The organism is Agromyces luteolus, from assembly GCF_009729855.1.
GTDB lineage: Bacteria > Actinomycetota > Actinomycetes > Actinomycetales > Microbacteriaceae > Agromyces > Agromyces luteolus.
Genome location: NZ_WODA01000020.1, coordinates 24,711 through 50,639, shown reverse-complemented (window position 1 = coordinate 50,639; position 25,929 = coordinate 24,711). Strand labels below are relative to the sequence as shown.

Annotated in this window: 30 protein-coding genes; 14 read left to right on the top strand and 16 right to left on the bottom strand. The window is 72.3% G+C overall.

The window, feature by feature from the left end; genetic code table 11:
• Positions 1 to 93: 93 nt before the first annotated feature.
• On the bottom strand, positions 94 to 573 hold the full coding sequence (locus GLX25_RS10485) for a DUF3817 domain-containing protein (protein WP_166548707.1): 480 nt from the start codon (positions 571 to 573) through the stop codon (positions 94 to 96).
• Between the two features lie 152 nt (positions 574 to 725).
• Here GLX25_RS10485 and GLX25_RS10480 point away from each other — a divergent pair, with 152 nt between their 5' ends.
• Both GLX25_RS10480 and GLX25_RS10475 read left to right on the top strand, forming a co-directional pair.
• Positions 726 to 1,259: an adenine phosphoribosyltransferase gene (locus GLX25_RS10480; protein WP_166548705.1), complete on the top strand. Its 534-nt coding sequence runs from the start codon at positions 726 to 728 to the stop codon at positions 1,257 to 1,259.
• A gap of 117 nt (positions 1,260 to 1,376) precedes the next feature.
• On the top strand, positions 1,377 to 2,111 hold the full coding sequence (locus GLX25_RS10475) for a flavodoxin family protein (RefSeq protein WP_155842437.1): 735 nt from the start codon (positions 1,377 to 1,379) through the stop codon (positions 2,109 to 2,111).
• Between the two features lie 15 nt (positions 2,112 to 2,126).
• Here the strand turns inward: GLX25_RS10475 and GLX25_RS10470 are convergent, their stop codons facing one another.
• Positions 2,127 to 3,026 carry a formylglycine-generating enzyme family protein gene (locus tag GLX25_RS10470; RefSeq protein ID WP_155842436.1) on the bottom strand — a complete coding sequence of 300 codons (900 nt, stop codon included), beginning with the start codon at positions 3,024 to 3,026 and terminating at the stop codon, positions 2,127 to 2,129.
• Between the two features lie 78 nt (positions 3,027 to 3,104).
• Here GLX25_RS10470 and GLX25_RS10465 point away from each other — a divergent pair, with 78 nt between their 5' ends.
• The 3 genes from GLX25_RS10465 (at position 3,105) to GLX25_RS10455 (ending at position 6,319) form a co-directional block, all read left to right on the top strand.
• Positions 3,105 to 3,470, top strand: a complete 366-nt coding sequence (locus tag GLX25_RS10465; protein WP_155842435.1) for a DUF1801 domain-containing protein — start codon at positions 3,105 to 3,107, stop codon at positions 3,468 to 3,470.
• A gap of 163 nt (positions 3,471 to 3,633) precedes the next feature.
• A complete protein-coding gene (locus tag GLX25_RS10460; RefSeq protein ID WP_166548704.1) occupies positions 3,634 to 4,956 on the top strand; it encodes a mechanosensitive ion channel family protein in 1,323 nt (440 codons plus the stop codon).
• 217 nt (positions 4,957 to 5,173) lie between these two features.
• A complete protein-coding gene (locus GLX25_RS10455) occupies positions 5,174 to 6,319 on the top strand; it encodes a M14 family zinc carboxypeptidase (RefSeq protein WP_155842434.1) in 1,146 nt (381 codons plus the stop codon).
• Between the two features lie 83 nt (positions 6,320 to 6,402).
• On the opposite strand, the gene GLX25_RS10450 is transcribed toward GLX25_RS10455, so the two are convergent.
• A complete protein-coding gene (locus tag GLX25_RS10450) occupies positions 6,403 to 6,897 on the bottom strand; it encodes a hypothetical protein (RefSeq protein WP_155842433.1) in 495 nt (164 codons plus the stop codon).
• 169 nt (positions 6,898 to 7,066) lie between these two features.
• On the opposite strand from GLX25_RS10450, the gene GLX25_RS10445 reads away from it, so the two are divergent.
• The 3 genes from GLX25_RS10445 (at position 7,067) to GLX25_RS10435 (ending at position 9,573) form a co-directional block, all read left to right on the top strand.
• Positions 7,067 to 7,507, top strand: a complete 441-nt coding sequence (locus tag GLX25_RS10445) for a Fur family transcriptional regulator (RefSeq protein ID WP_155842432.1) — start codon at positions 7,067 to 7,069, stop codon at positions 7,505 to 7,507.
• 126 nt (positions 7,508 to 7,633) lie between these two features.
• The gene (locus GLX25_RS10440; RefSeq protein ID WP_155842431.1) at positions 7,634 to 9,163 is read left to right on the top strand and encodes a catalase; all 1,530 of its coding nucleotides are present in this window, start codon (positions 7,634 to 7,636) and stop codon (positions 9,161 to 9,163) included.
• A gap of 164 nt (positions 9,164 to 9,327) precedes the next feature.
• Positions 9,328 to 9,573 carry a hypothetical protein gene (locus GLX25_RS10435; RefSeq protein WP_155842430.1) on the top strand — a complete coding sequence of 82 codons (246 nt, stop codon included), beginning with the start codon at positions 9,328 to 9,330 and terminating at the stop codon, positions 9,571 to 9,573.
• Here GLX25_RS10435 and GLX25_RS10430 read toward each other — a convergent pair.
• The 7 genes from GLX25_RS10430 to kynA all read right to left on the bottom strand — a co-directional run bounded on the left by GLX25_RS10430 (position 9,549) and on the right by kynA (position 15,913).
• Complete coding sequence (locus tag GLX25_RS10430; RefSeq protein WP_155842429.1) at positions 9,549 to 10,919, bottom strand: DUF2254 domain-containing protein; 1,371 nt, start codon at positions 10,917 to 10,919, stop codon at positions 9,549 to 9,551. The genes GLX25_RS10435 and GLX25_RS10430 overlap by 25 nt on opposite strands.
• A 77-nt stretch (positions 10,920 to 10,996) precedes the next feature.
• Positions 10,997 to 11,695 (bottom strand): phosphoribosylformylglycinamidine synthase subunit PurQ, encoded by a 699-nt coding sequence (gene purQ / locus GLX25_RS10425; RefSeq protein WP_155842428.1) that lies wholly within the window; start codon positions 11,693 to 11,695, stop codon positions 10,997 to 10,999.
• Between the two features lie 17 nt (positions 11,696 to 11,712).
• A complete protein-coding gene (purS, locus tag GLX25_RS10420) occupies positions 11,713 to 12,033 on the bottom strand; it encodes a phosphoribosylformylglycinamidine synthase subunit PurS (protein WP_271192580.1) in 321 nt (106 codons plus the stop codon).
• 131 nt (positions 12,034 to 12,164) lie between these two features.
• Complete coding sequence (locus GLX25_RS10415) at positions 12,165 to 12,563, bottom strand: hypothetical protein (RefSeq protein ID WP_155842427.1); 399 nt, start codon at positions 12,561 to 12,563, stop codon at positions 12,165 to 12,167.
• 133 nt (positions 12,564 to 12,696) lie between these two features.
• Entirely contained in the window at positions 12,697 to 13,950 is a 1,254-nt protein-coding gene (locus GLX25_RS10410) for a kynureninase (RefSeq protein WP_205719870.1), read from the bottom strand.
• A gap of 2 nt (positions 13,951 to 13,952) precedes the next feature.
• Positions 13,953 to 15,011, bottom strand: coding sequence for an amidohydrolase family protein (locus tag GLX25_RS10405; protein WP_155842444.1), 1,059 nt, complete (start codon positions 15,009 to 15,011; stop codon positions 13,953 to 13,955).
• A gap of 5 nt (positions 15,012 to 15,016) precedes the next feature.
• Positions 15,017 to 15,913 (bottom strand): tryptophan 2,3-dioxygenase, encoded by an 897-nt coding sequence (gene kynA / locus GLX25_RS10400; RefSeq protein ID WP_166548703.1) that lies wholly within the window; start codon positions 15,911 to 15,913, stop codon positions 15,017 to 15,019.
• Positions 15,914 to 16,037: 124 nt separating this feature from the next.
• Here kynA and GLX25_RS10395 point away from each other — a divergent pair, with 124 nt between their 5' ends.
• Together GLX25_RS10395 and GLX25_RS10390 are read left to right on the top strand one after the other, a co-directional pair.
• Positions 16,038 to 16,334, top strand: a complete 297-nt coding sequence (locus tag GLX25_RS10395; protein WP_155842425.1) for a DUF1905 domain-containing protein — start codon at positions 16,038 to 16,040, stop codon at positions 16,332 to 16,334.
• A gap of 241 nt (positions 16,335 to 16,575) precedes the next feature.
• Complete coding sequence (locus GLX25_RS10390) at positions 16,576 to 17,217, top strand: TetR/AcrR family transcriptional regulator (protein ID WP_155842424.1); 642 nt, start codon at positions 16,576 to 16,578, stop codon at positions 17,215 to 17,217.
• A gap of 12 nt (positions 17,218 to 17,229) precedes the next feature.
• Here GLX25_RS10390 and GLX25_RS10385 read toward each other — a convergent pair whose 3' ends face one another.
• From GLX25_RS10385 to purD, 3 genes are read right to left on the bottom strand one after another with little or no spacing between them, the layout of a single operon-like run.
• The gene (locus tag GLX25_RS10385) at positions 17,230 to 18,144 is read right to left on the bottom strand and encodes a VOC family protein (protein ID WP_271192579.1); all 915 of its coding nucleotides are present in this window, start codon (positions 18,142 to 18,144) and stop codon (positions 17,230 to 17,232) included.
• Between the two features lie 58 nt (positions 18,145 to 18,202).
• Entirely contained in the window at positions 18,203 to 19,147 is a 945-nt protein-coding gene (locus GLX25_RS10380) for a phosphoribosylaminoimidazolesuccinocarboxamide synthase (RefSeq protein ID WP_155842423.1), read from the bottom strand.
• Between the two features lie 52 nt (positions 19,148 to 19,199).
• Entirely contained in the window at positions 19,200 to 20,510 is a 1,311-nt protein-coding gene (gene purD, locus GLX25_RS10375; RefSeq protein ID WP_166548702.1) for a phosphoribosylamine--glycine ligase, read from the bottom strand.
• 84 nt (positions 20,511 to 20,594) lie between these two features.
• Between purD and GLX25_RS10370 the strand changes: the two genes are divergently transcribed.
• Together GLX25_RS10370 and GLX25_RS18530 are read left to right on the top strand one after the other, a co-directional pair.
• The gene (locus GLX25_RS10370; RefSeq protein WP_155842422.1) at positions 20,595 to 20,975 is read left to right on the top strand and encodes a sterol carrier family protein; all 381 of its coding nucleotides are present in this window, start codon (positions 20,595 to 20,597) and stop codon (positions 20,973 to 20,975) included.
• Positions 20,976 to 20,995: 20 nt separating this feature from the next.
• Positions 20,996 to 21,511 carry an MFS transporter gene (locus GLX25_RS18530; protein WP_205719869.1) on the top strand — a complete coding sequence of 172 codons (516 nt, stop codon included), beginning with the start codon at positions 20,996 to 20,998 and terminating at the stop codon, positions 21,509 to 21,511.
• Here GLX25_RS18530 and GLX25_RS10360 read toward each other — a convergent pair.
• The gene (locus tag GLX25_RS10360; RefSeq protein WP_155842421.1) at positions 21,484 to 21,879 is read right to left on the bottom strand and encodes a hypothetical protein; all 396 of its coding nucleotides are present in this window, start codon (positions 21,877 to 21,879) and stop codon (positions 21,484 to 21,486) included. The genes GLX25_RS18530 and GLX25_RS10360 overlap by 28 nt on opposite strands.
• 82 nt (positions 21,880 to 21,961) lie before the next feature.
• Positions 21,962 to 22,492: an SRPBCC family protein gene (locus tag GLX25_RS10355; protein WP_155842420.1), complete on the bottom strand. Its 531-nt coding sequence runs from the start codon at positions 22,490 to 22,492 to the stop codon at positions 21,962 to 21,964.
• Positions 22,493 to 22,572: 80 nt separating this feature from the next.
• Between GLX25_RS10355 and GLX25_RS10350 the strand changes: the two genes are divergently transcribed.
• The gene (locus GLX25_RS10350) at positions 22,573 to 23,073 is read left to right on the top strand and encodes a winged helix-turn-helix transcriptional regulator (protein WP_155842419.1); all 501 of its coding nucleotides are present in this window, start codon (positions 22,573 to 22,575) and stop codon (positions 23,071 to 23,073) included.
• On the opposite strand, the gene purF is transcribed toward GLX25_RS10350, so the two are convergent.
• Entirely contained in the window at positions 23,066 to 24,523 is a 1,458-nt protein-coding gene (gene purF, locus GLX25_RS10345) for an amidophosphoribosyltransferase (RefSeq protein ID WP_155842418.1), read from the bottom strand. The two genes, GLX25_RS10350 and purF, sit on opposite strands and share 8 nt — an antisense overlap.
• Positions 24,524 to 24,882: 359 nt before the next feature.
• Between purF and GLX25_RS10340 the strand changes: the two genes are divergently transcribed.
• Positions 24,883 to 25,839: a trypsin-like serine peptidase gene (locus GLX25_RS10340; RefSeq protein WP_155842417.1), complete on the top strand. Its 957-nt coding sequence runs from the start codon at positions 24,883 to 24,885 to the stop codon at positions 25,837 to 25,839.
• Positions 25,840 to 25,929: the final 90 nt, after the last annotated feature.

The following is a 25,929-nucleotide window of genomic DNA, read 5'->3' as shown; positions in this document are numbered from 1 at the left end:
CTAACGAGCACCTAACAGGCAAGGTGTTGCAACGACCGGCAGAAAGCGCCCGGCATCCGCCCCGCCCTTCGTCGTGCCGGTCGTGGCGAGTGGTCAGTCGCGGCCGCCGGGCGGGCCGATCAGCAGCAGGATCGTGAAGACCGCCGCGATGCCGAGCACGGCGGCCACGGTCAGCAGCAGCGGGCGTGCGAGGAACCAGCGCAGCATCCGGTTGACGACGTTCGCGTCGGCGGGGTGGTCGGTCGCCTCGCGACGCCACGGACCGTCGAGGCGTCCGCGTCGCAGCAGCCACACCTCGAACGGGATCGTCGCGTAGGGGACGATCGCGAACACGACGCCCAGCACGATGAGCCCGAGCGGCCACCGCTGGTTCACGCCGACGAGCGCCGCCGTGAACGCGTACGCGAGGAACACGAAGCCGTGGACGGAGCCGCCGACCAGCACGGCCCAGTCGAGGCCGAGCGTCGCCCGCATGATGAGCGCGGTGATGAGGATCGTCCACGTGATCGCCTCGGCGACCGCGAGGAGGCGGAACAGCCGCTTCGGCGTGAGGCCGGGGGCGACCGAGGTCACGGGCGTCGTGACCGGCGGAAGCCGGAGCGGATCGGAGGTCGTGGTGGTCGAGGGATTCGGGTCGGGGGAACTCACCGAGCCATCCTCTCAAGCGCGCGCGACCGACCGCATCGAACGAAAGGATGGAAGCGACCCGGGAGTAGGGTGATCCGGTGAACGAAGCGCAGGTCCGCGACCTGGTGGAGTCGAAGCTCGCGACGATCCCCGACTTCCCGGAGCCCGGCGTCGTGTTCCGCGACCTGACGCCGGTCTTCGCCGACGGGCCCGCCTTCCACGCCCTGTCCGAGGCGCTGACCGCGCCCTTCGCCGGCCGCTTCGACCACCTCGCCGGGCTCGAGGCGCGCGGGTTCCTCCTCGCCGGCGCCGCGTCGGCGCTCTGCGGTGCGGGCGTGCTCCCCATCCGCAAGGCGGGCAAGCTGCCGCGCGCGGTGCTCCGCGAGGAGTACGACCTCGAGTACGGCACGGCCGCGTTCGAGGTGCACGAGGGCGAGCTGCCGCCGGGATCCCGCGTGCTGATCATCGACGACGTGCTCGCGACCGGCGGCACGGTCGAGGCCGCGGCGGCGCTGATCGAACGGGCCGGATGGCTCGTCGCCGGCGTCTCGGTCGCGATCGAGCTGCCCGCCCTCGGCGGCCGCGCCCGGCTCCGCGACCGGTTCGAGGTCTCCAGCCTGCTCCGGTACTGAGCGGTGCGGGGCTCCCAGTGCGGGGCTGAGTCGTCGGACGCGGCGCCGCGGTACCGCGCGTCCGGGGCGCCGTCAAGGACGCGCGACCTCGGGACGCGCGGGCGTAGCGTCGGCCGCATGGCAACAGCAGCGGACTTCAGCGACCTCAGGGCCGCCTTCGTGAACTGCACGCTCAAGCGTTCACCGGCCGTGAGCAACACGCAGGGCCTCATGGACGCGAGCATGGCCCTCATGCGTCAGCACGGCGTCGCCGTGGAGGCGTTCCGATTCGTCGACCACGACGTCGCGACCGGCGTGTACCCCGACATGCGCGAGCACGGCTGGTCGACCGACGCCTGGCCCGACGAGATCTGGCCGAGCATCCGCGACGCCGACATCCTCGTCATCGGCGGGCCGATCTGGCTGGGCGACAACTCGTCGGTCACGAAGCGGCTCGTCGAACGCCTCTACGCGATGAGCGGCGAGCGGAACGACCGCGGCCAGTACGTCTTCTACGGCAAGGTCGGCGGGGTGATCGTCACGGGCAACGAGGACGGCATCAAGCACTGCGCCATGGACCTGCTGTACTCGATGCAGCACATCGGGTACACGGTCCCGCCCGCGGCCGACGCCGGGTGGATCGGCGAGGCGGGTCCCGGCCCGAGCTACCTCGACGAGGGCTCCGGCGGCCCGGAGAACGACTTCACGAACCGCAACACGACGTTCATGACGTACAACCTCATGCACGTCGCGAAGCTGCTGAAGGACGCCGGTGGCATCCCCGCGTTCGGGAACCTCCCCGACGACTGGGAATCGGGGGAGCGCTGGGGCTACCGGCCGACGCCGGGGCATCCGAACCCGGAATACCGCTGAGGGCCGCCGGACGCCTCAGCCCACGGCGTCCGCGGCGCAGCGGAAGCCGAGGTGCGTGGTCGACGAGTCCTCGGCCTGCGACGAACGCGCGGCCGGTCGGTAGCGACGGCAGTACTCGGGCGCGCAGAGGTGCGAGCCGCCCTTCGTGACGTGCAGCGCGCGCGAGGGTGCGAGCCCGGCGAGCAGGTCGGCGCGCTCGCCGCGGTCGACGGATGCCGCGCCCGGCGGCACGTGGCGGGGCGTGAACGGGTCGGAGGTCCACTCCCAGACGTTGCCGACGACGTCGAGCAGCCCGAATCCGTTCGGCGGGAAGGAGCCGACGGGCGACGTGCCGCCCCAGCCCTCGTTGCGGTACGGGAACGATCCCTGCCAGGTGTTCGCCATGACGACGCCGTCGGGCGTCCGCTCGTCGCCCCACGCGAACTCGGCGCCGTCGAGGCCGCCGCGCGCGGCGTACTCCCACTCGGCTTCGGTGGGCAGGCGGCGTCCCGCCCACTCGGCGTAGGCCGTGGCATCCGCGTAGGCGACGTGCACGACGGGGTGGTCGGCTCGGCCCTCGAGGTCCGAGTCCGGGCCGAACGGATGGCGCCAGTCGGCGCCCGTCACCCACCGCCACCACTGGCGCCAGTCGCGCAGGTCGACGGGGCCGTCGGTCGGCGTGAAGACGAGGGATCCCGGGGCGCGGTCGGGTTCGGGGACGTCGGCGAACTCGACCGGGTCGAGGGGGCGCTCGGCGGTGGTGAGGTATCCGGTCGCGGCGACGAACTCGGCGAACTGCGCGTTCGTGACCGGGTGGCGTTCGATCGCGAACGGCGCGACGACCCGCTCGTGCTGCGGCGCCTCTTCCGGGTAGTGGACGTCGCTGCCCATGCGGAACGTGCCGCCGGGGAGGGGGACGAGCTCGGTGAGCGCCATCCGTTCAGGCTACCCGCGCGCGGCGGACCATCCGCCGCCCCTCTGGTCGCGGCGCCGAACCGGTGCGATACTGCGGGCATGGTGCGGCACGATCCGACGGTGGACGCCTGGTTCGAACGCTACGACAACCCGCAGCGCGACCTCGTGATGGCGGTGCGCGATGCCGTGCTCGACGCCGACGAGCGGGTGACCGAGACCATCAAGTGGCAGGCGCCGACCTTCGTGTACCGCGGCAACATCGCCTCGTTCTATCCGAAGTCGAAGGCGCACGCGAGCCTGATGTTCCACCGGGGCGCCGAACTGCCCGACCCCGAGGGGCTCCTCGAGGGCGAGGGCGACGTCTCGCGCGTCGCGAAGTTCGCCGACGCCGCCGAGCTGGCGCAGAAGCGCGACGCGCTCCAGGCGGTGGTCCGCGCCTGGATCGCCGCCCGCGACGCGGGCTGAGCGCGCCGAGCGGCGCGCACAGCGGGAGGCATCGACCGGGCACGCCGGCTCACTGGCCGTCCCCTCAGCATGGGCTGGGCAGACCCCGAGAGGTTCGCGCTCGGTTTGCATCGGCCGCGGGGGCCCCGCCTACGCTGGGGAGCCCGACCGGAGGGAGCCCCCCGTGCCCGACGCCACCACCTGGGAGACCGTGCTGGTCTTCGCGATCGCGCTCGTGATCGCGGTCATCGCCACGTTCGTCGTCTCCGCAATCGCCTCGATCATCGTGCGCGCCGTCGCACGCCGCCGCGACTGGGCGGCCATCCTGATCCGGCGCGCCAGGTGGCCCTTCCGCACGGTGCTCTTCGTCGCGGGCGCCTGGATCTCGATCGCGCTCGCCTTCCCCGACGCGGACTGGCGGCCGCCGGTCGACCATGCCTTCCTCATCGCGATGATCGCGGCGGGCGCGTGGCTCGTCGCGCAGCTGTTCCTGTTCCTCGCCGACATGGGCGTGAGCCGGTACCGGATGGATGTCGCCGACAACCGGGTCGCCCGACGCGTGCACACGCAGTTCCAGATCGTGCGCCGGCTCGTGGTCGTCGTCATCGTGATCCTCGCCGTGGGCGCCATCCTGCTCACCTTCCCCGGCGTGCGCGCGGTCGGCGCCAGCGTGCTCGCCTCGGCCGGAATCGCGTCGATCGTCGCGGGCCTCGCGGCGCAGTCGGTGCTCGCGAACATGTTCGCCGGCATCCAGATCGCCTTCAGCGAGGCCATCCGCGTCGACGACGTGGTCGTCGTCGAGGGCGAGTGGGGCCGCATCCGCGAGATCACCCTCACCTACGTCGTGGTCGTCACGTGGGACGAGCGGACCGTGGTGCTGCCGTGCACCTACTTCACGACGAAGCCCTTCCAGAACTGGACCAAGTACGGCAGCGCGCTCATCGGCTCCGTCGAGCTCGACGTCGACTGGCGCATCTCGACCGATGCGATGCGCGAGGAGCTCGACCGGATCCTGGAGGACGAGGAGCTCTTCGACGGTCGCACCAAGGTGCTGCAGGTCACCGAGGCGACCGGCGGCCTCGTGCGCGTCCGGGTGCTCGTGAGCGCGGCCGACTCGGCGGCGCTGTGGGACCTCCGCTGCCTCGTGCGCGAGGACCTCGTCGAGTGGATCCGCGAGCAGGATGCCGAGGCGCTGCCGCAGCAGCGCGTGCTCGTCGGGGCGGAGCCGGCGACAGAGCGGGCCGATGCGGACGAGCGCGCGGGCCGGCAGGGGCAAACGGATGCCGCGTCCGAGCCGGAGCGGCCGGCCGGTGAGGCGCCGGGGTCGCGTCCGGTGACCGGCTCCATGCCGCGAGCCGGGCTCTTCTCCGGGACGGCGGACGGCGAGCAGCGCGCGTCGGAGTTCACGCAGGCGATCCCGGTGCAGCGCGCGGACGAGGCCGACGCCGCGGGAGCGGGCGCCGACGTCGACGACGGCGAGGACCAGCCGGCCGAATCGACGCGCTGACGCACTGAGGCGTGCGTCGGGCGCCGGGCGCGCAGCGCGCGACGTCCGCTGCCGGACGAACGGTGCGGACGGGCGGCGAACCGCGGACGCACGTCCCTTGAAGAACGGAGTCGATCCTCCGTAGGCTCACAGCACGCTCTTGGGAAAGCCCCTTCCGGGTGATCCCCGGAGCTCGTGCCGCCTTCACCGGCACGTCGCACTCACAGGGGAGACATCGATGTCCACAGGCCCGACGCCGACGCACCACCGATCCCGAACCGCAACCCTCGCCGCGGCCGCCGCGCTGGCCGTGGCGGCACCGCTCATCGCCGCAGCCCCGGCGGTGGCCGATCCGAACTTCCCGTCGACCGAGGGGAACACGAACACCGCGAGCATCGCGACCTACGACGACCTCGTCGCGGAGCTCCAGAAGCTCGAGGACACCGCGCGCTTCGGCGTCGACGTCCAGACCCTCGCCGAGGTCGGCACCGCGGTCTCGACGTCGGAGTCCGGTCGCGACCTCTACGTCGCCACCGTCGGCGACGGTCCCGAGGCCGTCTGGCTGCAGGGCCGCATCCACGGCAACGAGCCCTACGGCACCGAGTCGCTCCTCGCCGTCCTCAAGGAACTCGGCACCAACGGCTCGCCCGACTGGACGCTGCTCCGCGACACGTACACGTTCCACGTGATCCCGATGTACAACCCCGACGGGTCGGAGTTGAACATCCGCCACACGATCCTGCAGGACGGCTCGGACACCCGGATCGACCTGAACCGCGACTGGGGCGAGGGCAAGTTCGTCGCCGCGGAGTCCGAGGCCTTCTACGAGTACTGGACGATGGTCGACCCGGCCTTCGCGGTCGACATCCACCACCAGGGCCTGAAGCGCGAGTACGGCACGGGCGACGACGTGACCCTGTCCCTCGGCATCTCGCTGGCCCCGGGCGGTCCGACGCTGCCGGGTGTCGAGGGCGGCGCGTACGACGTGCTCACCCGGCAGATGCACGTGCACGTCTACGACGAGCTCGCGAAGTACGGGTACGTCAACATGGACCGGTACCAGGTCGGCGGCAGCCTCGAGATCGACATCAAGGGCGGCGTCGTCTCGGCGATGATGCTCGGCCTCGACCACGACGGGCTGAACCCGGAGGGGCACAGCAACCCGGCGATCTTCTTCGAGACGAGCGGCAACACGAGCGACGGCAGCCTCGGCCAGAAGGCCCGCGGCAAGTCGATCAAGCAGAACGTGATCGCGCTGCAGGAGCTCCTGACCGGCATGGCCACCGGCGAGGTGCAGCAGGAGGACCCGGCCCGCTGGGAGGAGATCCCGCACGCGCCGGTCACCGGCTACCAGACCGACACCGGCGTCATCCCGCTTCCGTAGGTCGCTTCGACAGGGCCGGGCCGCTGCGTGCGGCTCGGCCCTCGCCATGCCCGGGGAGTGGGCCGGACGGACTGGGGAGTGGGTCAGAAGGCCTGGGCCGAGCCTGTCTCGGCGTCGCCGTCTCCGTCCTGGTCCTCGAATCCGGGACGCTCGCCGGGTTCGCCGAAGCCGGGGCGCCCGCCGCCCGGGGCGAAGCCGTCGCCGTCCCGGTCGCCACCGAAGCCCGGGCCAGCGGGGACGCCGGTCTGGACGCCGACGACGCCGTTGAAGAGTGCGGCGGCGTTGCCGGCGACGAAGCCCGCGCCGAAGAACACGAGCGCCGCGACGAGGGCGCCGACGACGACCACCCAGACACGGCGGTACCACGGCGTGGGCTCGACGACGGCGGCCGGCCCGTCGTGCGCGGGCGGCGCGCCCGCCGCGGGCTCGGCCGGCGAGGCCGGATGGAAGAGGGGCGGCGTCTGCGCTGCGGGCGGCGTCTGCGATGCCGGCGGCAGCGGCTCGGTCGCAGCGGTGGCGGGAGCGTCCGGCGACGTCGTCGGGTCGGCCGCATCCGTGGTGGTGGTCTGGGAGGTCATGATCGGTCCTTCGAGCGTGGTCCGGCTCGGTGCGGGCGCACCGGTCCAGTACGGATGCTCCGCCGCGAGGCTATGCGCGGGCTTTGGCGCAGCCCGGCGCGCGCCGCGAAACCCGGCCGCGTCGGCGGAGTTGTTTTGAATCACTCAAAACAACTGCTACGTTTGACGCATGGACACCGAGACCCACCGCGACGACGCCGCAGGGCGCCTTCGCGCCGCGGGCCTCAAGGTGACGGCGCCGCGCCTCGCCGTGCTCGACGCCGTCAGCGGCCACGGGCACCTCGACGCCGACGCCGTGCTCGCCCGCGTCACCGGCACGCTGCCCGGCACCTCGTTGCAGTCGATCTACAACGTGCTCGGCGCGCTCACCGACGCCGGGCTGCTGCGCCGCATCGAGCCCGCCGAGTCGCCCGCGCTCTACGAGAGCCGCACCGGCGACAACCACCACCACGTCGTCTGCACGAGGTGCCACGCCGTCGCCGACGTCGACTGCGTGGTGGGCGAGCCGCCCTGCCTCGCACCGTCCGACTCCGCCGGCTTCGCCATCCACACCGCCGAGGTCACCTTCTGGGGCCTCTGCGCCGACTGCCAGCGGGAGCTCGCCGGCTAGCCCGGAGGCATCCGCTCGCCCAGGCGCGCTCGCGCGCCGACCGCCCGACCGGGGCGGTGCTCGTCGTGCCCGCACGCCGTGCTCCGCCGCGCCGCGGCATCCACCCACCGAGAAGAGAAGGACGACATGTCGAACCCTACGACCCCGCCCGTGACGACCACCCAGACCGGCACGCCGGTCGCCAGCGACGCGCACTCGCTCACGGTCGGCGCCGACGGCGCCACGGTGCTGCACGACCGGTACCTCGTCGAGAAGCTCGCCCAGTTCAACCGCGAGCGCATCCCGGAGCGCATCGTCCACGCCAAGGGCGGCGGCGCGTTCGGCCGCTTCGAGGCGACCCACGACGTCTCGGCGTACACGCGGGCCGCGGTGTTCCAGCCCGGCACCGAGTCGGAGACGCTCCTGCGCTTCTCGTCGGTCGCCGGTGAGCAGGGCTCGCCCGACACGTGGCGCGACGTGCGCGGCTTCTCGCTGAAGTTCTACACGACCGAGGGCAACTACGACATCGTCGGCAACAACACCCCGGTGTTCTTCATCCGCGACGGCGCGAAGTTCCCCGACTTCATCCACTCGCAGAAGCGCCTGCCGGGCTCGGGCCTGCGCGACGCCGACATGCAGTGGGACTTCTGGACGCTCTCGCCCGAATCGGCGCACCAGGTCACCTACCTCATGGGCGACCGCGGCCTGCCGAAGTCGTGGCGCGAGATGCAGGGCTACGGCTCGCACACGTACCAGTGGATCAACGCCGAGGGCGAGCGATTCTGGGTGAAGTACCACTTCCGCTCGCAGCAGGGCGACCTGCACCTCGACGCCGAGACCGCCGAGGCGATCGCGGGCGCCGACGCCGACTTCTACCGCCGCGACCTGTACGAGGCGATCGAGCGCGGCGACCACCCGAAGTGGGACCTCTTCGTGCAGGTCATGCCCTACGAGGACGCCAAGACCTACCGCTTCAACCCGTTCGACCTCACCAAGGTGTGGCCGCACGCCGACTACCCGCTGATCCCGGTCGGCACGCTCACGCTCGACCGCAACCCGCAGAACTTCTTCGCCGAGATCGAGCAGGCGGCCTTCTCGCCGGCGAACACGGTGCCGGGCATCGCGATCAGCCCCGACAAGATGCTCATGGCCCGCGTGTTCAGCTACCCCGACGCGCAGCGCTACCGCGTCGGCACGAACTACAACCAGCTGCCGGTGAACGCGCCGCACGCGGCATCCGTGCACAACTACTCGCAGGACGGCGCCGCGCGATACCACTTCAACGCGCCGAGCGCGCCGGTCTACGCGCCGAACTCGGTCGGCGGCCCGGTGGCGTCGGCGGATGCCGCGGGCGAGGGCGGCTGGGAGGCCGACGGGTCGCTCGTCCGCACGGCCTACACCCTGCGCGCCGACGACTCCGACTTCGGCCAGGCCGGCACGCTCTACCGCGACGTCTACTCGGCCGAGGCCAAGGCGCGCCTGCTCGAGACCCTCTCGGGCCAGGCGAACGCGATCACGGTCGAGGCGATCCGCGAGCGCTTCTTCCAGTACTGGACGAACGTCGACGCCGGGCTCGGCGCCTCGCTGCGCGAGGCGTACGCGGCCGGCGTGAACGCGGACGCGCCGCAGCAGCCCGAGGCCGACGAGCCCGAGACCGCCGAGGAGGCTGCCGCCTGAGCCGGCGGCACCGAGCATCGGCAGGCGTCCGGGTCGCGTGGCAGCGCGGCTCGAGCGCCGGCCGGACCGGTCGTGCGACCCGCACGCCCGGAGAAGCGCGATGCCGGGGTGGCAGCCCCGGCATCGCAGGACCCAGGTCCACGAACCCCGTTGAAGGACGAACGATGAACCACGGATCACTCCAAGCCTACGTCGACCGGGCCGAGCGCCCGACCGCGGCGGCGGCCGCGGCACCGGACGTACCGGCGCCCGCGACCGCGCCCCACCCGCTCGGCGGTCAGTACGTGCCGATTGCGGAGCCGGCCGTGCCCGGCCTGTATGCGAGCGACGCCGTCGCCGGCGCCCCCGGCTCGTACACCGGAGCACCGGTCGGCGATCCCGGTCGCTACACCGACGTCGCGTCCGCCTGAGCGAGCACGTCGCGGGCGCGACCCTCGAGGCGCGCGAACCCGGCGCGCTCGTGCGGGTCGTAGTCCGCGGCGGCGACGCTCGCCACGAGGCGATCGAGCTGGCCCTCGAGCACGCGCCGGTGCTCCGCCCGGGTGGCGTGGCGGCCGACGTCGTCGATCAGCTCGAACAGCCGGGAGGCGACGTCGGGGTCCGAGGCGCCGTACCGGCGCACCTGCTGCACGCCGACCTCGACGAGCTCCGCGAACTCGTGGCGGACCGGGATGACGCGTGCCGCGCCGTCCTCGTCCGCGTAGGCCGACGGCGCCTCGGGCAGGTCCGCGAGGTCGCTCAGGACGGCCGCGATGTGGCTCAGCGCGTGCACGGCCGTCGTCGGGTCGTTCACCCCCGGCGAGAGCGCCTTGGCCGCGATGTCGGCGAGCTGTCGCAGTCCGAAGCCGATGTCCTGAGGCGAGGTCCGCTCGTAGCCGACGTGGTACGCGTCGACGACGGCGGCCTCGAGGGCCGCTCGATCGGCGCGCGTGCCGTGCTCGCCGGCGACATCCGACCCCGCCCCTCCGTCGCGTTCCGGCCACCACTCCGCGACGGGCGTGCCCTCGATGACGCTCGCGCCGACCTGGCGGAGCTCGCGGACGACCGCGCCGTGGTCGCGTGCGGCCTCGACCAGCGCGTCGCGATCGATCCCGGTCACGAAGCCCGATCGGCGGGCGAGCACGGGCCGGGAGTCGGCGGGCCGCTCGGGCGCCGCCGCCGTGGGCCGGTCGTCGGCGCCGACGAGGGCGATCGTCCGCGTCGTCTCGCGGTGCACGTCGCGCAGCATCGTCTCGACGCGCAGTCGGCTCGCGAGGTGGGCCAGGAAGAGCACGAGCATGACCACGCTCGCGAGGGTGAGCGCGAACGCGACGGTCACCGCGATCCGCGGCACGAGGTCGCCGGTGTCGCTCACCGTGCGCAGCACCGTGAGCGCGTAGGCGAACGTGCCGAGGAACACCGCGAGCGTGACGTGCACCATCCGGTCGGAGGCGAAGGTGCGCAGCAGGCGCGGCGAGGCCTGGTTGCTCGCGAGCTGCAGTGCGACGACGGTGAGGGAGAACGTCAGCGAGGTCGCGGTGATCAGCGATCCGGCGATGGTCGTGAGCACGGCTCGCGCGGCGTCGGTCCCGCCGCTGAAGAGGATCGCCCCGAGCCAGCCGGGGAGGTGCTCGTCGACCGCGGCGTCGAGGATCGGGAGGAGGATGCCCGCGATGACCGCGGCGACGATCGCGGCCACCGGCAGCGGCCAGATCCGGGACGAGATCGACTCGGAGAGCGTGGCCCACCAGCGGCGGGTTCCGTCGGATGTCGGCATCGGCACCTCCCGCGCGCCAGCCTACGGGAGGGGTGCCGCGCGGGGAGGGGCCTTGACGAGGCGTGGTGAGCTGCGGGCTACGCCTCGACGAGGGTGCGGCGGATGACGCTCGTGAAGAAGCCCAGCCCGTCGACGCCCGACCGCATCGCGGCGGCGGTGTCGGGGCCGAAGCCCGGCTCGACCGCGTGCTCGGGGTGCGGCATGAGGCCGACGACGTTGCCGGCGGCGTTCGTGATGCCGGCGATGTCGCGCAGCGACCCGTTCGGGTTCACGCCCACGTAGCGGAAGGCCACGCGGCCCTCGCCCTCGAGGCGGTCGAGCGTCTCCTCGGACGCGATGAACCCGCCCTCGCCGTTCTTCAGCGGGATGATGATCTCCTGGCCCGCCTCGAACTCGCTCGTCCACGCGGTCGACGCGTTCTCGACGCGCAGGACCTGGTCGCGGCAGATGAACGAGCCGTGGTCGTTGCGGATCAGGCCGCCCTCGAGCAGGTGCGCCTCGGCGAGCATCTGGAACCCGTTGCAGATGCCGAGGACCGGCATCCCCGCGTTCGCGGCGTCGACGACCTCGGACATGATCGGGCTGAGCGAGGCGATGGCGCCGCAGCGCAGGTAGTCGCCGTAGCTGAATCCGCCCGGGAGGATGAGGGCGTCAACGCCCTCGAGGTCGTGCGAGCCGTGCCAGAGCGCGACGGGCTCGCCGCCGGCGAGGCGCACCGCGCGCTGCGCGTCGCGGTCGTCGAGCGAGCCGGGGAACGTGATGACGCCGATGCGCATGGGCTGGCTCCCCGGGCTCAGTGGGTCTCGCCCGCGGGGGCGTCGTAGCCGTCGTGGTGCTCGGCGGCCTCGGCCGCCGCCTCGGCGTTGGACTGCTCGTAGTGGATGCCCACGACGTCCTCGATGACCGAGTTCGACAGCACGTTCTCGGCGAGCGCGGCCACCTCGGCCCGGAGGTCCTCGTCGACGGGACCGTCGACGGTCAGTTCGAAGCGCTTGCCCACGCGGACCCCGCTGATCGAGCCGTGACCGGTGCGGGAGAGCGCGCCGACGACGGCCTTCCCCTGCGGGTCGAGCAGTTCGGCCTTGGGCATCACTTCGACGACGATGGTGGGCACCGCGGTTCTCCGTTCGGTGTCGAGGGGGTGGATGCGTCGATTCTATCCGCCGCCGGGGCGCGGTTCGTCGCCCGCCCGTTCCGATCCAGCGCCCCGACCGCGCGACGCCCCGCGCGGTCGGGGATCCCGGATCAGTCGCGCGTGATCGCGCGGATGATCGCGCCGACGCCGACGAGCAGCACCGCGCCGACGGCCGCCGCGACACCCAGCACGAGCGCGGGGTTCTCGCGGTACTTCTCCTGAATCCAGTCCGTCGTGTCGTCGATGAACTCGCCGGCGTCGTCCATGGCGTCGGCCGCGAGCGCCTTCGCCTGTGCTGCGGCATCGGATGCCGCGGCCTTCGCCTGTGCTGCGGCGTCGGACGCCGCCGCCGTCGCCTTGCCGATCGCGTCACTCGCCGCGTCGGCGAGGTCGTCGAGACGATCTCCCGCCTCGTCGGCCGCCGCATCCGCCGCGGCCATCGCGTTCTCGACGGCCTCCTCGACCTGCTCGTCGAGGTCGTCGATCTTCTTGTCCGTCGCATCCGTCATGGAACATCCCTTCCATCGGTGTCACGTGTGCGGCCATGCTACGCGCGACGTGTTCCGGTCAGGTGAACGCGGCGAGGGATTGCCGGGGAATCCGTCGCGTGCTACTCGCGCGAGCGGGCCGGAATCGGCCCGGCTATCCGAGTCCCGCGCGCTCCGCGAGCACCTCTCGCAGCACCTCGCGCGTGGCCTCGAGGCCGCGGTGGACCTCCTCGAAGCTCGTCGACAGCGGCGCGAGGCCGACCCGCAGGCCGCCGACGTCGCGGTAGTCGGGGATCACGTCGCGCTGCCACAGTCGGGCGGTGACCTCGCGCATGGCGTCGTGCTGGAGGATCACGTGCCCGCCGCGCTCCTCGGCGTCGCGCGGCGACCCGACGGTCACGCCGAGCGGTGCGAGCCACTCGTCGGCGAGTTCGATCGCGTACGCGGTCAGCGCGACCGACTTGGCGCGGATCGCCGCCATGCCGACATCCTCGATCATCGCGAGGGTCTCCTGCATCGCGATCATCGCGCTGATCGGCGACGTGCCGCTGACGAACCGGCGGATGCCCGACGCGGGCACGTACTCGGGGCCCATGGCGAACAGGTCGGCCGTGCCGAACCATCCCTGGATCGGCTGCCGGAGCACCTGCTGCAGGTCGTCGCGCACGTACGCGAACGCGGGCGAGCCCGGGCCGCCGTTGAGGTACTTGTACGTGCACCCGACGGCGAGGTCGAACTCCCACCGGTCGGCGTGCACGGGCACCGATCCCGCCGAATGGCAGAGGTCCCAGAGGATCAGCGCGCCGGCGTCGTGCGTGATGCGCGTGAGCTCGGGGGCGTCGGCGAGGTACGCCGAGCGGTACGAGACGTGGTTGATCACGACGAGCGCGGTGTGCGGGCCGGCGACCTCGGCGAGCTGCTCGGGCGTGACGCCGCGCTCGAGGTCCACGTCGATCCAGCGCAGGCGGCATCCGGTCTCGGCGGCGATGCCCTCGAGCACGTACCGGTCGGTGGGGAAGTTGTCACGGTCGACGACGATCTCGCGGCGCTGCGGGTCGCGCGCGATCTGCGCGTCGACGGCGGCGCGCGCGAGCTTGTAGAGGAGCACCGTCGTCGAGTCGCCGATCACGGTCTGCCCGGCTTTGGCCTCGATCACGGCGCGGCCGATGCGGTCGCCGATCTCGTACGGCAGCTGGAGCCACGACTCGTCCCAGCCGCGGATGAGGCGCCCGCCCCATTCCTCGCGCATGAACCGCTCGACGCGCTCGATCGCCGAGACCGGCGGGCGGCCGAGCGAGTTGCCGTCGAAGTAGACGAGGTCGGTGTCGGCGCCGACGAAGCGCTTGCGCAGGTGCGCGAGGCCGTCGGCGCGGTCCTGGCGTCGAGCGTAGGCGAGCAGCGAGTCCATGGTCAGCGGGGCTCCAGTTCCTCGGTCGGCACGAGGCGCGCGGTGGCGAGCCATCGTGCGACGGCGTCGGGGTCGACGAGGTCGTCGTCGGCCGGTGCGGGGTCGGGGACGAAGGTCGCGACGCCCGCGTCGGCCCAGCCGGTCGTCCGCTCGGGCCACGGGTCGGCGAGGGCGGCGACGACGGCGGATGCCGCGAGCCCCGCGCGCACGAGGGCGGCGACCTCGACGTGGTTCACGCCCGGGTCGAGCTCGCCGTTGCCGGCGTCGGTGCCGTAGAGCACGCGCCCGCCGGCGGCGTGGAAGCGGCGCAGGTTGTCGATCGCGGTCTCGGCAACGGATGCGTCGTCGCGCACGTGGATCGCGAGCGTCGAGATCCACGCCTGGCCCGCGGCCGCGGCGCGTGCGACCACGTCGTCGTCGAGCCGTTCGGTGAAGGGCGCGTGCACGAGCACGTCGGCGCCCGCGTCGATCGCGAGCTCCGCCATCCCGGCGCCCTCGGCGTGCACCGCGACGGGCAGCCCGGTCGCGCGGGCGGCGCCGACGATCGCATCGAGCGTCGCCCGGTCGAAGACCGGGCCCGCGGCCGAGTTCAGGGCCACCTTGACGACGGAGGCCCCGAACCGCCGCTGCTCGTCGACCGCGGCCTCGACGGGCCCGCTCAGGGCGTGGTGCCGGCGTTCGCGCACGTCGTCCGCCTCTCCGGAGACGGCGTCGAGCTCGCGCACGCTCCCGGCCGGCGCCCACGGACGACCCGCCGGGTACCCGCCGCGTGCGGTGAGGAACGCGCCCGCGTAGCGCACGTGCGGCAGCCCGTCGGCCCGGGCGATCGTGGCGATCGCCCCGGGGTCGGCGCCGAGGTCGACGACCGCGGCGATGCCGTGGGCGACCGCCGGCGCGGCGTCGGCCAGCTGCAGGTGCACGTGGTGGTCGATGAGGGGCGGCAGCATGACCCCGGTCTCGCCGGGGTGGTCGCCGTTCAGGGAGCGGCGCACGCGCCGCGCGAGCGGGCCGAGCGGCTCGAGCGGGCCGAGCGGATCGGGGGAGTGCGCGGCATCCGTCATCTCGGTCACCCGGGGATCTCGGTGCGGACCGCGTACAGCTCGGGGAAGAAGGTGAGCTCCAGCGCACGCCTGAGGAACGGCGCACCGCTCGACCCGCCGGTGCCGGTCTTCGACCCGATGATGCGCTCGACGGTCTTCAGGTGCCGGAACCGCCAGAGCTGGAAGTTGTCCTCGAGGTCGACGAGCTCCTCGCAGGTCTCGTAGGCGGCCCAGTTGTGCTCGGGGTCGGCGTAGATCGCCGCGAACACCGGCACGAGGTCGGCGTGGAACGTCCAGGCCTTCGTGACGTCCCGCTCGAGCACCTCGGCGGGGATGTCGTAGCCCGCGCGGGCGAGCAGCCGCAGGAACTCGTCGTAGAGGCTCGGCGCCTCGAGGGCGCGGCGCACGACCGCGCTCGCCGCGGGGTCCGCCTCGAAGACCTGCAGCATCCTGGCGTTCTTGTTGCCCAGCGTGAACTCGACCGCGCGGTACTGGTACGACTGGAACCCCGACGCGTTGCCGAGCACGCCGCGGAACTGCGCGTACTCGCTCGGCGTGAGCGTCGCGAGCACCGACCACTGCTCGGTGAGCGTCTTCTGGATGTGCTTCACGCGCGCGATGCACTTCAGTGCGGGGGCGAGGTCGTCGGCGCGCATGAACTCGCACGCGGACTCGAGCTCGTGCAGCACGAGCTTCAGCCACAGCTCCGTGGTCTGGTGCTGGATGATGAACAGCAGCTCGTCGTGGTGCTCGGGCCGCGAGATCGGCCGCTGCGCGGCGAGCAGCGTGTCGAGGTCGAGGTAGCCCCCGTAGCTCATGCGGTCGCTGAAGTCGGTGACGACGGATGCCTCGATGCGCCTGGTGTTCGCCTCGACGCCTGGTTCGTCCGCCTCGACCGCTCGGTCGTCGTTCGGTGCTGCCACGCGGCCAGCCTAGCCACCGGGCCCGGTCGTTCGTCAGGGGCGTCGAGCTGGCATCCGTCCGGGCGCCCGGACGGGTGGCTCGGTGCCGTGATCGCCGTCGGAGGCCTGTCGTAGGGTCGGTCGCATGCGCGAGGAGTACCGGTTCACGGCGGTGGTCTACCGGTGGGAGGAACGCGCCGCCGACTCGTGGTTCTTCGTCGACGTGCCCGAGGAGCTCTCCGACGAGATCAGGGACCGTCCGCGCATGCCGCGCGGCTTCGGGTCGGTGCGGGTGGCGGCGACGATCGGCGGCACGACGTGGCGCACCTCGATCTTCCCCGGCAAGGAGCGCTACGCGCTCCCGCTCAAGCGCGCCGTGCGCGACGCCGAGGGCATCGAGCCGGGCGAACCGGTCGACGTGCACCTCGAGACGCTCGAGTAGCAACCGGACGGGTTCCGGGCAGCCGGCCGGCCGTCGCCCGGTGAAGTGGGTGCGGCGGGCTCCCCCAGAGCGGAACCCACCCCGACCCGCCGCACCGAACGCCCCTCCCCCGAGTGGGCGCGCGTCTCCCGCTCTAGGGAAGCGGAGTCGACGCTCCGAATACTATCCGATCCGGACAGCGACCGCGTCATGATGACTTCGGTCCCGACGCCGACCGGTTTCGCGGGCGTACGCTGGAGTCGTGACCACGACCGTGTCGTCGCGTCGGGATGCCCGACGCAACCATGAGCGCCTGCTCGTCGAGGCGAGGCGACTGTTCGCCGAGCGCGGCATCGAAGCCCCCCTCGACGAGCTCGCCAGCCGCGCCGAGGTCGGCGCCGGCACGGTGTACCGTCACTTCCCGACCCGCGACGCCCTGATCCGCGAGCTCTACGACACGGGGGTCGACGACCTCCGCGCCTTCACGGCGAAGATCGTCGAGGCCGAGAGCGGATGGCACGCGATCGAGATCTGGCTCGAGACCCTGTCGGCCTGGCTCATCGAGCGCCCCTACCTGCCGGCCGTCATGCGCCGCGTGGCCGAGCTCGATCCCGACCACCGCCCCGGCACGGAGCTGCAGGCGGTCGCCGACGGCATCGTGGCGCGCGCCCAGGCCGAGGGGGCGCTGCGTCCCGACGTCACGTCGGTCGACATCAGCGTGCTCGTCGACATGCTCGGTTCGCTCGGCCAGTACGGCGGAACCTACCTGCCGTTCTGGCGGCGCCAGCTGGCCGTCGTCCTCGACGGGCTGCGCGCGCGGCCCGACGCGCGCGAGCTGCCGGGCGCCGCGCTCGACTTCGGCGAGTTCCACGACATGTCGCACCGGAAGCGCCCCGAGGACTGAGGTAGTCGGGCGCTACTCCGCCGAGCGCACCTCGACGACGTTCGCCCACGGGTCGTCGAACGTCACCGTGCGTCCGTCGTCACGCGCCGGAAGGCGGAAGTGCGCCATCCGCTCGCCCAGTTCGCCGAGGTCGTCGGCCGTCGGCACCAGGATCTCGACCTTGCCGAGGCCGAGCGCGAGCTGCCGGCGCCCGGCGCCGAGGCTCTTCCACGTGTTCATCGCCATGTGGTGGTGGTAGCCGCCGGCGCTGACGAAGAGCGCCTGGTCGCCGTAGGTCGCGGTCTGGTCGAAGCCCAGGCGGTCGACGTAGAACTCGCGCGCGCTCGCGACGTCGCCCACCGACAGGTGGACGTGCCCGACGCCGGCGCTGCCGAGCCCGGTGCCCGCGGCCGCGGCATTCGCCCCACGCTCGGTCAGGTGCTCGCGGAGGTAGCCGTTGGGGTCGAGGAAGATCGTGGCCATCTCGACCGTGCCGTGCGTCCAGCTCCACGTCGACCGGTCGCGGTCGAAGTAGAGCTCGACGCCGTTGCCCTCGAGGTCGTCGAAGTAGAACGCCTCGCTCACGAGGTGGTCGGCGCTGCCCGTGAAGGTTCCCGGGTGCTTCGACGCGACCGAGAGGAGCGCGGTCGCGAGCGCCTCGCGGGTGTCGAACAGGATGGCGGTGTGGAACAGCCCCGCACTGCGGGGCGACGCGTGCTTCAGTTCGGGCGCGTGCTGGAGGATGACGGCGGGCACGCCGCTGCGGCCGAGGACGGCGACGGGGCCGTCGTGGCTCAGGAGCTCGAGGGTGACGCCGTCGCGGTAGTACCGGATCATGGCGTCGAGGTCGGCGACGCGGAGGGTCACCGGGCCCATCGCGGTGTCGGCGGCGAGGCGGTCGGGAGCGGCGCCGGATGCGGCGCCCGAATCAGTTGTAGGCACAACCATTTCAACCACGTCCTCCCGGCGGCTATTCCCGCCGCGCCGGACCGTCCACCGATCCGGCCTAGAGCCCGAGCGTCAGCCGCTCCACGAGTGCCCGATAGCGCTCGGCCGTCTGCTCGACGATCTCCGACGGCAGGGTCGGCGGCACTGCCTGCGCGGACCGGTCCCAGTTCGCCGCGAGCCAGTCGCGCACGATCTGCTTGTCGAAGCTCGCCATGCGGATCTCCGGCGTCGCGCCGGTCAGGTACGCCTCGAGGTCCCAGTAGCGACTCGAGTCGCTCGTCAGCACCTCGTCGGCGAGCGTCACGATGCCGAGCTCCCGGTCGGCGCCGAACTCGAACTTCGTGTCGGCGAGGATGAGGCCGCGCTCCTCGGCGACCTCGGAGGCGTGCTGGAAGACCGAGAGCGAGATCGCGCGCAGCTGCTCGGCGACGGTCTCGCCGACGAGCTCGACCGTGCGCTCGTACGAGATGTTCTCGTCGTGCTGGCCCAGCGGGGCCTTCCACGCGGGCGTGTAGACGGGCTCGGGGAGCCGGTCGCCGTCCTGTAGCCCCTCGGGGAGCCGTAGCCCGCCGATCCCGCCCGTCGCGACGTACTCCGTGTAGCCGCTCCCGGTGAGGTAGCCGCGCACGACGCACTCGATCGGGAACATGTCGAGCGTCCGGCAGAGCATCGCGCGGTCGGTGACGCCGGCCGGGATCTCCGGCAGGTCGTGGTAGCGATCGTCCTCGGCATACGCGAGGTGGTTCGGCACCTCGGGCAGCCGGTCGAACCACCAGCGCGTGAGCGAGGTGAGGAGCGCGCCCTTGCCCGGGATCTCGGGCTCGAGGACCTCGTCGAACGCGCTCACGCGGTCGCTCGCGACGACGAGCACGACGGGCGACAGCTTCAGGGGGTCGCCGGTCCAGGTGTCGTCGTCGGTCATCAGGGCGGTGGGCACGTACAGGTCGCGCACCTTGCCCGAGTAGACGAGGGTCCAGCCGGTGAGGTCGTTCACGTGGGTCATGTCCGTCTCCTTCGCGTCGCGGATGCCGCCGCCCGCCCGGGTGCGCGCCTGCTCAGTCCGCGACCCGCGCGGCGATGTCGGTGCGGTACTGCCCGCCGTCGAGGCGGAGCTGCCCGATCGCCTCGTACGCCCGGCGGCGCGCCTCGGCGAAGTCGTCGCCCAGCGCGACGACGTTGAGCACGCGGCCGCCGGTCGCGATGAGGTGCGGCTCCGCGTCGTCGTCGGTCGAGCCGACCGCGGTGGCCGCGTGCGCGAGGTGCACCCCCGGCACGGATGCCGCGGCGTCCAGTCCGTCGATCCGGCGCCCGGTCTCTGGCGACTCGGGGTAGCCCTCGCTCGCGAGCACGACCGTGACGGCCGCGTCGGTGCGGAACTCCGGGCGCGGCAGCTCGCCGAGCCCGCCGGTGGCGGCCGCGTACAGCAACCCGGAGAGCGGCGTCGCGAGCCGAGGCAGCACGACCTGCGTCTCGGGGTCGCCGAAGCGCGCGTTGAACTCGATCACGCGGATGCCGCGGCTCGTCAGGATCAGCCCCGCGTAGAGCAGGCCGATGAACGGCGTCTGCTCCTCGGCGAGCTGCTTCACGGTCGGGAGCGCGATGGTATCGATGACCTCGTCGACGAAGGCCTCCTCGCCGCCGAAGCGCTCGTCGAGCCACGGCAGCGGCGAGTAGGCGCCCATGCCGCCGGTGTTCGGGCCCTCGTCACCGTCGCGGAGCCGCTTGTAGTCCTGCGCGGGCGAGAGCGGCAGCACGTTCGTGCCGTCGGAGAGCAGGAAGAGCGAGACCTCCTGGCCGTCGAGGAACTCCTCGATGAGCACCGGGCCCTGCTGCAGGTAGTGCGCGGCGTGCGCCAGGGCAGCCGAGCGATCGTCGGTGACGAGCACGCCCTTGCCGGCGGCGAGGCCGTCGGCCTTCACGACGTACGGGGCGCCGAACTCGTCGAGCACCTCGGTCACCTTCGGGAGCGAGTCGACGAGGCTGGCGCGGCCGGTCGGCACGCCGGCCGACTCCATGACGCGCTTGGCGAACGTCTTCGACCCCTCGAGCGCGGCGGCGGCCCTGCCGGGACCGAACACGGCGATCCCGCGAGTGCGCAACGCGTCCGCGACGCCGGCGACGAGCGGAGCCTCGGGGCCGATGACGACGAGCTCGATGTCGTTGTCCATCGCGTAGTCCGCGACGATGACGGGATCGGTCGGGTCGAGCGCGATGGTCTCGACGCTGCCGCGCGCCGACGAGGTGGGGGATGCCGCGATCCCCGCGTTGCCGGGCGCCGCCACGAGCTCGTGGGCGGCCTCCTCGTCGAGCAGGGCGAGGATGATGGCGTGCTCGCGCGCGCCCGAACCGAGGACGAGGATTCTCACCCGCTCAGGCTACCGGACCCCCTCCTCCCGATCCGGGTCCGTGACCGCGACCGCGAGCGCCGCGCGGTGCGGGAGGATGGGAGGATGCCACGCCGGATCGGAGACGTCGAGGGGCGCGACGCCGTCGCCTCGGTCGTGCGAGCGGATGCCGCGACATCCGTCGACCGGAGCACGCTCGCGCTCGCGGTGCGCTACACCCTGCAGCTGCTCGCCGAGCGCGCACCCGGCGGGACGGTCGAGGTGCGCGTGCCGCCCTTCGGGGCGGTGCAGTGCATCGAGGGACCGCGGCACACACGCGGCACGCCGCCGAACGTCGTCGAGACGGATGCCGCGACCTGGCTCGGACTCGCCACCGGCTCGCTCGCGTGGGCCGACGTCCGCGCGGCGGGCCGGGTGCACGCGTCCGGGCAGCGCGCCGACCTCGACGGCGTCGTGCCCGTGATCGACGCCGCGCGCCTCGCCTGAGCGTGCGGGAGAATGGACGGGTGAGCGATGCGAACCGTCCAGAGCCCGCCGAGCCCGCCGAGCCCGAGGCACCCGCCGGCCCCGAGGCATCCGTGGGCCCCGAGGCCGCGGCGACGCCCGAGGCATCCGTGGCGCCCCTCGAACGGGACGCGCCCGGCGATGACGCCACAGGTGACGGCACCCGCCCCAAGGTCGAGCGCATGGACGTCGACCCCGAGACGGGCGAGCACCTCGAGACCGACGTGACGAACGACGCCGTGACGGTGCGGCGGTCGCCGAGGTATGGCAGCTTCCTGGTGCTCGGCGCCGCGCTCGGCGTGCTCGTCGCGCTGATCCTCACGTTCGCGTTCCCCGAGAACGACCAGTTCGACCGCGGGCAGGTGTTCGGGTTCCTGCTGCTGTGGTGCGCGGCGGGCGGGCTCGCCCTCGGCGGCGTGGCCGCCCTCGTGATCGACCGGGTGCTGTCCAGGCGCCGGGGCACGGCCGTCGCCGAGCACGAGTCGACGCACTACGCCGACGGCGACCCCGAGTCCTGATCCGCGCGGGCGGCGAGCAGCAGCCGCTCGAACTCCGCGACGCGACCCTCCGCGCGCTCGAGGTCGACGCGTCCGAGCAGCGGATGCCACGCACCGTCCGCGTCGCGCCCGAGCACGACCGGCAGGCCCGTCGCCTCGACCACGGCGGATGCCGCGGCATCCGTCACCTCGTCGCGATGCCGGAGGACGAACGGAACCCCGAGGCGGCGCACCATGCCGTCCCACTCGGGCTTGCGCCGCCAGGTGTGCGTGATGTCGCAGAGCGCGCATTCCGCGGTGCCCAGGAGGTGCCCGACGAGGTAGGCGAGCTCGCCGCGGACGCCGCCGTCGGCGTCGTAGACCCCGAGGTACTCGACATGCTCGCCCATGCCGTCAGCGTGGCAGGGTCCGCCGAGGACGCGCTGTGAGCGCCGGCGCTCGGCCTCAGCTGAGCTGCGTGCGCTCGACCTGTCACGCGGAGCGCGAAGCCGACTGCCGGGTCGCGGGGTCGGCGCCGCCGTCGGCGACGAGGGCAGCCATCTTGTCGAGGCACTGCTCCAGGCCGGTTCGCGACAGGTCCCGAGCCTCAGCGGTGGCATACCCGTGCTCGGTCATCTCGAGCCGCGCGCGACGGTCGGCGAGCTCGGTGATCACCACTTCGTGCTCGCTCGACTCCGGGACGCCGGCGGGGATCCCGGCGTCGGCCGGGGTGATCGCACGGCCTTCCGCATCGGCGAAGCGGAAGACGTAGCGGAGGCGGTGCGGAGCGGACGCCTCGGTGATGTCCCACCTCGAGTGCTGCTCGAATCCACCCCATTCGTCGGGCGCGCGCATGGTCACGAGGATGCGGCCCCCCGCCCGTACGTCGGCCTCCGCGCGCGTGCCGGTGAATCCCTGCGGGCCCCACCAGGCGCGAAGGTCCTCCGGCTCGGTCCATGCCCGCCACACCCTCTCGACCGGGGCATCGAATTCGCGGACGACATGCACATCGAACGTCGTCATGACACTCCTCGGAATATCGGTTTTGAAATGCAACCAATGTGAAGCTACGCTTGAAGCGTGGCGACGTCAAGAGGGAGCCGATGAAACACTCGCAGGCACGACGATCGCTCTGCCCCATCAACTTCACCCTCGAACTCGTGGGCGACCCCTGGTCGCTGCTCGTCGTGCGCGACATCGTCTACTTCGGCAAGCGGACGTTCGGGGAATTCCACTCCAGCGCGGAGGGCATCGCGCGCAACATCCTCGCGGAACGGCTCGACCGGCTGGTCGGGGCCGGCGTGCTGACCCGCCGGCCGCTCGAGAGCGATCGCCGCAAGCAGGAGTACCGACTCACCGAGGCGGGCCTCGACCTGATCCCGTTGCTGCTTGCAGCCGCCGACTGGGGCGCAGCGCACGCCGATGAGACCGATGCGCCGCCGTGGTGGATCGCGTACGTGCGAGCGAGTCCGACGGACGCCGCCGACCTCGTCCGCGAAGTCGTGCGAAGCGGCGGATCGATCTTCTCGGGCGAGCAGACCGTGGTCGAGCGGCTCACGCGCAGCGGCGCCATCCGAATCGACGACGGACTCCGCCTCAGCTGAGCTGCGTGCGCTCGACCCACTCGAGGTACTCGGGCGTGACCGTGCCGGTCACGTACTCGCCCGTGAAGCACGACAGGTCGAGGCGATCGATAGACGTGCCCTCGGTGATCGCGGCCTGGAGGTCCTCGACCTCCTGGTAGATCATGTGGTCGGCGCCGAGCTCGCGGGCGATCTCGGGGATCTTCCGGTCGTGGGCGACGAGCTCGGCGCGGCTCGGCATGTTGATGCCGTAGACGTGCGGGAACCGAACGGGCGGCGCGGCCGAGGTGAACGTGACCTTGTTCGCGCCCGCGGCGCGGGCCATCTCGACGATCTGCTTCGAGGTCGTGCCGCGCACGATCGAGTCGTCGACGATGAGCACGTTCTTGCCCCTGAACTCGGTGCCCATCGCGTTGAGCTTCTGCCGCACCGAGCGCTTGCGCGCGGCCTGCCCGGGCATGATGAACGTGCGGCCGACGTAGCGGTTCTTGTAGAAGCCCTCGCGGTACTCGATGCCGAGCTTCTGCGCGACCTGCATCGCGGCCGGGCGCGAGGAGTCGGGGATCGGCATGACGACGTCGATGTCGCCGTGGTCCATGTGGGTCGCGATCGTGTTCGCGAGACGGTCGCCCATCCGCAGGCGCGCCTCGTAGACCGAGATGCCGTTCATGATCGAGTCGGGGCGCGCGAGGTAGACGTACTCGAACGAGCACGGCACGAGGCGCGGGTTCGCGGCGCACTGGCGCGAGATCATCTGGCCGTCGAGCGTGATGAACACGGCCTCGCCGGGCTCGACGTCGCGCACGATCTCGTAGTCGCCGTTCTCGAGCACGAGCGACTCGGAGGCCACGATCCACTCGTCCTTGCCGGCCTCCGTCGTGCGCTTGCCGAGGATGAGCGGCCGGATGCCGAACGGGTCGCGGAACGCGAGCAGGCCGTAGCCGGCGATCATCGCGATGACGGCGTACGAGCCCTCGACGCGCTCGTGCACGTGCGACACGGCCTGGAATACCTGGTCGGGGTCGAGGTCGAGGCCCGTGATCTGCCCCTGCAGCTCGGTCGCGAGCACGTTGAGGAGCATCTCGGTGTCGCTCGTCGAGTTGACGTGCCGGCGGTCGATCCGGAACAGGTCCTCCGAGAGCTCGCGCGTGTTCGTGAGGTTGCCGTTGTGCACGAGGACGATGCCGTACGGCGCGTTCACGTAGAACGGCTGCGCCTCCTCCTCGCGCTCGGCCGCGCCCTTGGTCGTGTAGCGCACGTGGCCGAGGCCGATGTTGCCGAGCAGCGAGCGCATGTCGCGCGTGCGGAACGCCTCGCGCACCTGCCCGCGCGCCTTGTTGATGTGGAACACGGGGCCGTCGGCCGTCGCGATGCCCGTCGAGTCCTGCCCGCGGTGCTGCAGGAGGAGGAGGCTGTCGTAGATCTGCTGGTTGACGGGCTCGGTGGAGACGATGCCGACGATGCCGCACATGCGAGCGATGGCTCCTCGGGAGGTGTGGTGAAGCGTCCGAGCTGGACGATACATCCTCGCATATGCGCGCGTGTGAGCCGGCTGAACGGATGCCGCTGCTCACCTGAGCGAGGGCCTGCTCGGGAAGGCAGCCGGCCGGCTCCGCAGGCGCCCCGCGGCCAAACGATGAACCTACCTCGCGAGCGAAGCCTGCGGGGAGCCTTTTCCGGTTTCCTCGCGCCGGTTCTCGATTTCCGCGAAGGATGCCTCCGGCTCTCCCCCCGAACGGGGGACGTGTGCCACGCTCTCCCGCATTCGCACATCTGCGGCGCGGCGACCTCTGGGGGGACCGCCGCCGCCTGCTCAGAAAGGGCTCGTCCATGAAGCTCACCTCCTTGCGCGCGGCACTCGCCGGCGCCGCCCTCGTCGCCTGCGGGCTGCTCGCCGCGCCGACCGCCGCGTCGGCCGCGCCGCCCGCGGTTCCGCAGGGCGTCGACCAGCGGGTCGTCCCCGCCGCCGAACGGGCGGCCGCCGCCGGCTACTGGACGGCCGAGCGCATGCGCTCCGCCGCTCCGGCCGACGTGCTGCTCGCCGGCAGGTCGGCCTCGACGCCGGCCGCAGACGTCGCCGCCGGTGCGCCCGTCACGTACGGCAAGCCGGCTCCGGCTCCGACGCCGGAGATCACGCCGATGGCGGCGAACGAGTCGCCGGTGCCGAACATCGGCAAGGTGTTCTTCACGCTGAACGGGCGCAACTACGTGTGCTCGGGCAACTCGGTGAGCTCGGCGAACGGCAGCGTCGTCGCGACGGCGGCGCACTGCGTGCACGGCGGCAAGGGCAAGTACGCGACGAACTGGACGTTCGTGCCGGCCTACGAGAACGGCGCCGCGCCGTACGGCCAGTGGGTGGCGGCGAAGCTCGCCGCGCCGCAGCAGTGGACCAAGGGCGGCGACATCACGTACGACACGGCCTTCGCCACGGTCGGGCAGGTCGCCGGCAAGACCCTGCAGGCCACCGTCGGCGGCACCGCGATCTCGTTCAACCAGGCTCGCGGCCTCTCGTACGAGGCGTTCGGGTACCCGGCGGCGGCGCCGTTCAACGGGCAGACGCTGAAGTCGTGCGCGGGCACGGCGACCGCCGACCCGTACGGCCAGACGCAGTCGCAGGGCATCCCGTGCGACATGACCGGCGGCTCGTCGGGCGGCCCGTGGTTCCTCGGCAACGGCTCGCAGAACTCGGTGAACAGCTTCGGCTACAACAACATCCCGAATGTCATGTTCGGGCCGTACTACGGCTCCGTCGCCCAGTCGACGTACGCCACGGCGGCGGCATCCTGATCGCACGCCGAGGTCGCTGAGCGCGGCCGTCAGATCGCGAAGCGCCTCGCACCGAGGGACCGGTGCGGGGCGCTTCGTCGTGCGCGGAGG

Coding starts and splice junctions, on each gene's coding strand:
- GLX25_RS10475 (WP_155842437.1), top strand. CDS start 1,377: ATGGCAACAGCAGCGGACTTCAGCGACCTCAGGGCCGCCTTCGTGAAC.
- GLX25_RS10470 (WP_155842436.1), bottom strand. CDS start 3,026: ATGGCGCTCACCGAGCTCGTCCCCCTCCCCGGCGGCACGTTCCGCATG.
- GLX25_RS10465 (WP_155842435.1), top strand. CDS start 3,105: ATGGTGCGGCACGATCCGACGGTGGACGCCTGGTTCGAACGCTACGAC.
- GLX25_RS10455 (WP_155842434.1), top strand. CDS start 5,174: ATGTCCACAGGCCCGACGCCGACGCACCACCGATCCCGAACCGCAACC.
- GLX25_RS10450 (WP_155842433.1), bottom strand. CDS start 6,897: ATGACCTCCCAGACCACCACCACGGATGCGGCCGACCCGACGACGTCG.
- GLX25_RS10445 (WP_155842432.1), top strand. CDS start 7,067: ATGGACACCGAGACCCACCGCGACGACGCCGCAGGGCGCCTTCGCGCC.
- GLX25_RS10440 (WP_155842431.1), top strand. CDS start 7,634: ATGTCGAACCCTACGACCCCGCCCGTGACGACCACCCAGACCGGCACG.
- GLX25_RS10435 (WP_155842430.1), top strand. CDS start 9,328: ATGAACCACGGATCACTCCAAGCCTACGTCGACCGGGCCGAGCGCCCG.
- GLX25_RS10430 (WP_155842429.1), bottom strand. CDS start 10,919: ATGCCGACATCCGACGGAACCCGCCGCTGGTGGGCCACGCTCTCCGAG.
- purQ (WP_155842428.1), bottom strand. CDS start 11,695: ATGCGCATCGGCGTCATCACGTTCCCCGGCTCGCTCGACGACCGCGAC.
- GLX25_RS10415 (WP_155842427.1), bottom strand. CDS start 12,563: ATGACGGATGCGACGGACAAGAAGATCGACGACCTCGACGAGCAGGTC.
- GLX25_RS10410 (WP_205719870.1), bottom strand. CDS start 13,950: ATGGACTCGCTGCTCGCCTACGCTCGACGCCAGGACCGCGCCGACGGC.
- GLX25_RS10405 (WP_155842444.1), bottom strand. CDS start 15,011: ATGACGGATGCCGCGCACTCCCCCGATCCGCTCGGCCCGCTCGAGCCG.
- GLX25_RS10395 (WP_155842425.1), top strand. CDS start 16,038: ATGCGCGAGGAGTACCGGTTCACGGCGGTGGTCTACCGGTGGGAGGAA.
- GLX25_RS10385 (WP_271192579.1), bottom strand. CDS start 18,144: ATGGTTGTGCCTACAACTGATTCGGGCGCCGCATCCGGCGCCGCTCCC.
- GLX25_RS10380 (WP_155842423.1), bottom strand. CDS start 19,147: ATGACCCACGTGAACGACCTCACCGGCTGGACCCTCGTCTACTCGGGC.
- GLX25_RS10370 (WP_155842422.1), top strand. CDS start 20,595: ATGCCACGCCGGATCGGAGACGTCGAGGGGCGCGACGCCGTCGCCTCG.
- GLX25_RS10360 (WP_155842421.1), bottom strand. CDS start 21,879: ATGGGCGAGCATGTCGAGTACCTCGGGGTCTACGACGCCGACGGCGGC.
- GLX25_RS10355 (WP_155842420.1), bottom strand. CDS start 22,492: ATGACGACGTTCGATGTGCATGTCGTCCGCGAATTCGATGCCCCGGTC.
- GLX25_RS10350 (WP_155842419.1), top strand. CDS start 22,573: ATGAAACACTCGCAGGCACGACGATCGCTCTGCCCCATCAACTTCACC.
- purF (WP_155842418.1), bottom strand. CDS start 24,523: ATGTGCGGCATCGTCGGCATCGTCTCCACCGAGCCCGTCAACCAGCAG.
- GLX25_RS10340 (WP_155842417.1), top strand. CDS start 24,883: ATGAAGCTCACCTCCTTGCGCGCGGCACTCGCCGGCGCCGCCCTCGTC.